Source organism: Synergistaceae bacterium (assembly GCA_017443945.1).
GTDB lineage: Bacteria > Synergistota > Synergistia > Synergistales > Aminobacteriaceae > JAFUXM01.
This window is the reverse complement of the sequence record JAFSXS010000098.1, coordinates 24,017-30,566: the sequence shown is the minus strand read 5'-3', so window position 1 is coordinate 30,566 and position 6,550 is coordinate 24,017. Positions and strand designations below refer to the sequence as shown.

The window sequence follows — 6,550 nt, the reverse complement described above, 5'->3', positions numbered from 1 at the left end:
CAATGACAACGACTCCCAGTATGCACTAAACTCCTGCCATTTGTTATTTACCCAGTCTTTAGCACTTGAAGCAAAATCCTTAACGCTTGAGAAAATATCACTCAATGACGAAGAGTCCCACCATGCGCTAAATTCTTGCCACTTTTGACTTACCCATTCTTTAGCACCTGAAGCAAAATTCTTCACTCCTGAGAATATATCTTTTAGCGATACAGACTCCCACCATACTTTAAATTCTTCCCACTTTTGACTTACCCATTCTTTAGCACCTGAAGCAAAATTCTTCACTCCTGAGAAAATATCACTTAGCGATACAGACTCCCACCACGCGCTAAATTCTTGCCATTTATTATTTACCCATTCTTTAGCACCTGAAGCAAAATTCTTTACGCCTGCAAAAATATCACTCAATGACCACGAATCCCACCATACTTTAAATTCTTCCCACTTTTGACTCGCGCAGTCATAAGCACCTGAAGCAAAATTCTTTACGCCTGCAAAAATATCACTTAGCGACAAAGAGTCCCACCAATTTACGAGAGACTGCCACTTTTGCTTTATCCAATCCCAAGCACCTGACGCAAAATCTTTTACCGGCTCGAATATATCACCTAGCGAGATTGTATCCCACCAGGCCCAGAAGTCGTCCCATTTTTGTTTTACCCAGTCATAAGCCTTTTTTGCGTAATCCTTCAGAGCCGCAAATACGTCTTTGATTGTCCATGACTCCCACCACGCTTTTAATTTGTCCCAGTTCTTATAAAGCGCGTAACCTATTGCGATTGCCCCTGCTATTGCTGTAATTATGAGTCCGATCGGGTTTGCTGTCAGAGCTGCGTTCCATAGCCATTGAGCTGCTGTCCATGCTTTAGTCGCTGTTGTGATTAAAATCTGTTTGCCGTAATAAAGCGCGAGTTTTCCTGCATCTAATAATTTTTTCCCGCCCTTCATTACTAATTGCCATGATTTTTGCGCACCTGTCAAAACTTTTGTCTTAGCTGCCGCAAACAATGACGCGTGCTCATTCTGCAATAATTTCACATTCAGCCAGTCAAACGCGACTCTTGCGTGCTGGAACGGTAATTTTGTTAGATTCCATGCAATTCTTAAGCCTGTTACTGCGACTTTATAACCTGCTATAGCTGCGACTCCTCCGACAAGAACCTTTGTAACTCGCGGATATTCCTGTGCAAGCTGTGATAATCCGGAAGTCCAGCCGGTGAAAACGTCTACAGCCTTCTGCACTGTCGGCAGTAAAACATTTCCGATGTCGATCATAAGACTTTCTGTAGCAGACCCAAGACGCGTAAAAGCTCCCTGCATTGTGTTGTTCATGACATCGGCCATTTGCTTAGACACACCGTCTGCACCCTGATTGAGTCTCTCTAAATTTTGCAGACTTCCGTTAACTGACGCTTCCATAACTGCGAGCATTCCGGCGGCGGCTTCCTGACCAAATATATTTGTCAAATATTTCATTCGGTCGCCTGAACCCATATTTTTCATTTTAGCTGCTAAATCCTGCATGAGTCCCGGCATTTTCCGCAAATTTCCTTGTGCGTCGCGTGTTGCAATTCCTAGAGCGTGTAAAGCCTTCTCGACTGCTTTCGGTTCCTTCGACAGCCTGTTAAAAGCTGCCCTTAACGCCGTACCAGCCTGCGATCCTTTGATACCTGCATTGGCCATTATTCCGAGCATAGCCGCTGTTTCTTCGATTGATACGCCGAGTCCTGACGCAACCGGAGCGACATATTTCATTGACTCGCCTAATAGCGCAATACTTGTGTTACTTGCTGCGCTTGTTTGTGCGAGAACATCGGCGACCCTGTTTGACTGGTCAGCACTGAGATTAAATCCACGCAAAGTACTGGCCGCAATATCTGCCGCATTCGATAAGTCCATACCTTCAGCGGCTGCCATGTTCAATAAACCCGGCATAGCTGCAATTATTTCATTTGCTTTGAAGCCTGCACGTGCTAAATTTTCCTGCGATTGTGCTGCTTGAGTTGCTGTGTATTGTGTATCTCGTCCGAGCTGTCGAGCCTGTTCCGTGAGTCTTGCGAGTGCTTCTGCGTCGGCGGCCTGCTGTTCGAGACTTTTATTTTTCCCGGTAAAAGCTACAGCCTGAACCCTTGCCATAGCCTGCTGGAAATCTCCGGCCTGTTTTACTGGAGCTGCGAGACTCAATCCCAGACCTGCCGCTGTCATTAGATCGCCCTTAATATTATTGAACGATAGATTTTGTTTTGTTGCCTCAAGTGCTGCACGTGAACGCGATAATCTTGCTTGAGCGTCGGCGAGTCTTTGTGATTGCTGAGTGAGTCTTGATTGTTCGCTCGCTAAATTTCTTGTGTCGACTCCTGCTCCGGTTAATTCTGTGCGCATTCGTGAGAGTGCTTCCCGGTCTCGGTCTAGTCGTGATTGAAGCTGATTTGCTGTCGAGTTTAAATTTTTCTGCTCATTCTGCAAAGTTTTCGTCTGCTGTGCGGAATTTCTTATTTCAGTGTTGAGTCTCTGCGTTGTTGCCTGAGCCGTTTTCAATTGCGACTCGCTTTGTTTGACAGCACCTCCGAGTCTCCTGACTTCTGCTTGAGCCTGTGCATATTGCTTTTGTAATTCAGCAGTCGGGCCGGTTGATTTCTGTATTTGGCGTTTGAGCGAATCTGCATTTAACTGCGCTGCTGCATAAGCGTCTTTATTGCGTCCGAGTTCAGCACTTAATCTCGAAATTTCTGACTGTGAAGCCTTGTATTGTTCTCTTAACTGTGCTGTTTTCTGCGTTGAAGAGCTTATTTGATTGTCAAGTGCTTTAGCTTGTGATTGAGCCGCTAACATTGCCGTTTGATTGCCTTTGATAGCGTTTTGCAGTTTCTGGAAGTCTCCTATTTGCCCCGAAGTTTGCTGCAATGCCTGAGTTTGTTTTTGCAGCTGACTCAAAGTTTGCCCTGCTTTGCCGAAGACGCTGCCAAATCCGCCAGTTAGTGCCGCTCCGATAGCAAAAGTTATTTCCATTGCCTTAGCCATTTACAAAATCACCGTCCTTTCCTGCTGTGTTTTTCCATTTCGCGTTCTAACAATTTCGCCTCATCGCTGACGATATTAACCCATTTGAACAACTCGCCTAATGACATTTTGAGCCATTCTAAGACGGGTGTATTTGTATCAGCGCGGGCGAGCCTGACTGCAATTCGCCTTAAGATATTTCCGGGAGACTCGCCGGGTCTTCGTTTGTCTCGGTTGTCTCGTCTGAATCCGTAGCTATCAAAAAATTTCGTACCTCTGTTATGACTCGTGAAAAGTCGTGTGCGCTCATCATTCGTAATGCTTCGACTGGCATATGAGCGGCCTTAGCTGCTACTGCTATGAGATAGGCGCGTGAGAAATCCGTCATTGCTGCGAAATTTCCTGTTTTGATAATTTGTTCTTCCACGTCGATTAAGTCATTACCCGTCAAATTTTCTAACGGAATATCAAGTGAGTAAATATCTTCATTTTTGTGCTTAATAGCTTTCTTGAGTTGAATCTGCATAAAAATTTTCCTCCGTGAGTGAATTAGAATAATTTTAATTGTCCGATCCCCGTTAATTTGTTGTATCGTTCGCAAATAATATCGCAGTAGCGAGGGGATATTTCCATCATTAGACATGTACGGCCGGTCATTTCGCAGGCTATTAGAGTCGTCCCCGAACCTCCGAAGCAGTCAAGAATAACGTCATTTTCCTTGCTGAAGTCCTGTAAAATTTCCATATGTAATTCAACGGGCTTTTGTGTTGTGTGGATTCTGCGCTGTAAATTTAATGATACTTTGCCTTCTCTGATTACACCGTTCCATTTTTTGAGCGTATTTTTTCACGACGTTAGAGCATGAATTATAAGCAAGTTCACGCTCCCGAAATCTAAAGTGTTCGGCCTCAACTTATCCCAGAATATCCAGCCGCCATTTATCGGCAAGAAATCAGCGAAATACTGCCCTCCTCAGATAATAAAATTTTCGTCGGAGAGTTAATTATTCCGTACGTGTTTTCTGCTGCGACCAACGGGAGCAGCTGATGACATGCAAACGGCCCCGTTTGCAAAAAATGTTTTAATCTTTTGACTTTGCCGTTAAGTGTTTTTGTTATAACACGTCATGAGTCTATGTCTGCCGAGCTGTACTATTTCGCCGTAATTCATTTATTTTCCGAGAGCGGCGCGGACTTCTGCGAGCCTGTCAATGCCGTCAACTCTGTAAATGTAGTTGTATTTATCAAGCTCGATCCAGTCTTTACCGTCGCGGTCAATTGTGATGTAATGTATTTCGTGTTCGGTCTGGGTGTCCATGTTGTCGCCTACTACGAGATTCCCGACGTTTTGACTCTTTGTCGTTGCCTTCATGTATGCGTGAAGCTGTACGACTTCATATTCGCCGGTGCCTGCGTTGTAATATTGTTCAGCGGCGTACAAGTCCAAATCTACTGTTGTGTGATCAAATAATTTCAAGAAATCTTTTGTAACGTTGCGCCACGTGAGACTCATTGTCATAGAGTTAAAGTGTCCTAATACAATGCTGTCGACGGTGCCTGCAATTCCTGCGCCTTTGACCTCGCTGGTCATTGCCTCGAAATTCGGGAAAGCTCCTTCCGCAACTCCGAGCAGGTCAAGCCCTCCGTTAAGGTAGACGCTAAAATTTATATTTTTTTCCGGAATCAAATTTGCCATGAGAATCACTCCTTATTTCACAGCTTCAAACAAGACATTGAGATAATCGGGGTCAAATTCGAGTATTCCGACTATCTGTTCAGCGGGGGGCGGCGGAGCAATGTAAATATTGAATCTCAGAATCCCGTTCAACAAATCTGTTGCTGCATTCTCGACGTTCTGAAATTCGATACGGCCTCCGAGTATGTATTCACGTGCTGCAAGTCCGTTGAGCCTGACATTATAGCTGTTTACTATTGTGCGGATTAAGCGCGGAGTTATGGGCTTGTCTGCTTTCTGCCAGAACGTTAAAATAAATTCATTCCCGATCCAGTCAAACATGCGCCGTACAGAAATCCAAGCGTCTTTTACATCATTATTTGACGGATAAACGCCGGTTCTGTTGCCCCATGCGCGCCAGCTTCCGACCCAGTTTATAGCCGTAACAATGCCCTCGCCGTTGAGGTAATTTGCCTGTTTGACTCCTAAATCTATTTCTTTGCCGGACGCATTTACGCACGCGTTCATTTGCAGTAATTTATTTGACGGCGACTCATAGGGTGTATCGTCATTGTCTGAATCGATTTGATTCATGAGGCCTATTAACTGCGTTGACAAGTGAAAAACGTCATCACCGAGCTTAACTTTAGGCCAGCAGACTATTTGACGCTCAGACACGTAATTATTGCGCGTTTTCCATTCGGGAGCTTCTGTGTATCTGTCTGCACCGGCTGAATCACTTGGAATATCTACAACCGACACGCACGAGAACAGCCCGTTAATATTTTCAGCTTTTGCACGCATGACCGCCGCGACCTCCGGATATTGGCTCCATTTCGGCGAGCCCAATAACCCGGGGACAAGTCGAAACTTTGGGAAAACGCTATCTACAAGCTCAAAGCCGGAATAATCGCCCGTTGACGCGTCCACGCCTCCGATAATGTCATTTGATGTTACGAGTTCGGGTTTAATTTTCGTGAAGCTGATAAAAACTTTCGATTTTCCCGACAAAGCACCGCCTGCGATTATGGTAAAAATTGCATTGCCGTCGTCGTCATATGCGAGTGAGTAATCAGTCCCGGAAGTATAAATTTTCTTTACCTCACCGGAGTCTGAATCTTCTTCGACATTGAGACTCGCCGCCTCAAATGAATCATCATTGATAATCACGTCTGCGCCTAAATTGATTGTGCTGCTGGTGATTGTGTATTCGCGCGCAGAAATTATTTCTTTGTGTTTTGCGGGGTCTAATACGTTGATTAACACGCACGGACACACGGAAAACAGCGCAAATTGCGAATAAATGAACTCACAAAGCGTGTATTTGTTCCAATCCTTAGAGAACCCGAATAATTGCACTGCCTCGTTGTAATTGTAGACTAACTGAGGTTTATTAACGTTGTTTATTGCCTCCGAGTCTGACGCTAAATGAATAGGAGCAGTCCCTACAATGACGGGCAACCCTGCTTCAGTCTGCACTGGCGTAATTAAGGATGTCGGGCGTTCTTCCTTGTAGACACCGTGTTTATATGCCATTTCTCTTCACCTTCTCTGCTGATTTTCTGACGGATTCAAAGAGTCGCGACTCATTTGTTCCGGCCTGATTAATTTTTTGTCTCATTGACTCAAGCTCCGAAACTGGAACTATTAATTTTTCGATGTCGGGGATTTTCTCTATTGCGCGTTTGACGTAGGGCGGAAGTCCTCCCCTGTAGACTTGAAATCTTTGCAGAGCCATAGCAAAAATATTCGGCCCTGTGTAAACAACTGGTTCTGACTCTGTGTTGTATGTGTATTCATCATAGAACATTTTTCACACCTCCATTGTTTATTGCCATAAAAAAAGGAGGCCGAAGCCCCCTGAATTTGAGTA

At 44.7% G+C, this 6,550-nt stretch carries 6 protein-coding genes; all 6 read right to left on the bottom strand.

The features are described 5' to 3' along the window. On the bottom strand, window positions 1-3,024 hold a 3,024-nt coding region (locus IJT21_10240; protein MBQ7578629.1), incomplete at its 3' end, for a phage tail tape measure protein. 169 nt (window positions 3,025-3,193) lie between these two features. Then, window positions 3,194-3,529, bottom strand: a complete 336-nt coding sequence (locus IJT21_10235; GenBank protein MBQ7578628.1) for a phage tail assembly protein — start codon at window positions 3,527-3,529, stop codon at window positions 3,194-3,196. 23 nt (window positions 3,530-3,552) lie between these two features. Further along, the gene (locus IJT21_10230; GenBank protein ID MBQ7578627.1) at window positions 3,553-3,819 is read right to left on the bottom strand and encodes a site-specific DNA-methyltransferase; all 267 of its coding nucleotides are present in this window, start codon (window positions 3,817-3,819) and stop codon (window positions 3,553-3,555) included. Between the two features lie 354 nt (window positions 3,820-4,173). After that, window positions 4,174-4,698 (bottom strand): phage major tail tube protein, encoded by a 525-nt coding sequence (locus IJT21_10225; GenBank protein MBQ7578626.1) that lies wholly within the window; start codon window positions 4,696-4,698, stop codon window positions 4,174-4,176. 12 nt (window positions 4,699-4,710) lie between these two features. Continuing rightward, window positions 4,711-6,213 (bottom strand): phage tail sheath family protein, encoded by a 1,503-nt coding sequence (locus tag IJT21_10220; protein ID MBQ7578625.1) that lies wholly within the window; start codon window positions 6,211-6,213, stop codon window positions 4,711-4,713. Next, a complete protein-coding gene (locus IJT21_10215; GenBank protein MBQ7578624.1) occupies window positions 6,203-6,487 on the bottom strand; it encodes a hypothetical protein in 285 nt (94 codons plus the stop codon). Before IJT21_10215 ends, IJT21_10220 begins: the two co-directional genes overlap by 11 nt. Between the last annotated feature and the right edge of the window lie 63 nt (window positions 6,488-6,550).

Bases quoted from the DNA above. Each gene is read 5' to 3' on its own strand.
- IJT21_10235 (MBQ7578628.1), bottom strand. From the start codon at position 3,529: ATGCAGATTCAACTCAAGAAAGCTATTAAGCACAAAAATGAAGATATT.
- IJT21_10225 (MBQ7578626.1), bottom strand. From the start codon at position 4,698: ATGGCAAATTTGATTCCGGAAAAAAATATAAATTTTAGCGTCTACCTT.
- IJT21_10220 (MBQ7578625.1), bottom strand. From the start codon at position 6,213: ATGGCATATAAACACGGTGTCTACAAGGAAGAACGCCCGACATCCTTA.
- IJT21_10215 (MBQ7578624.1), bottom strand. From the start codon at position 6,487: ATGTTCTATGATGAATACACATACAACACAGAGTCAGAACCAGTTGTT.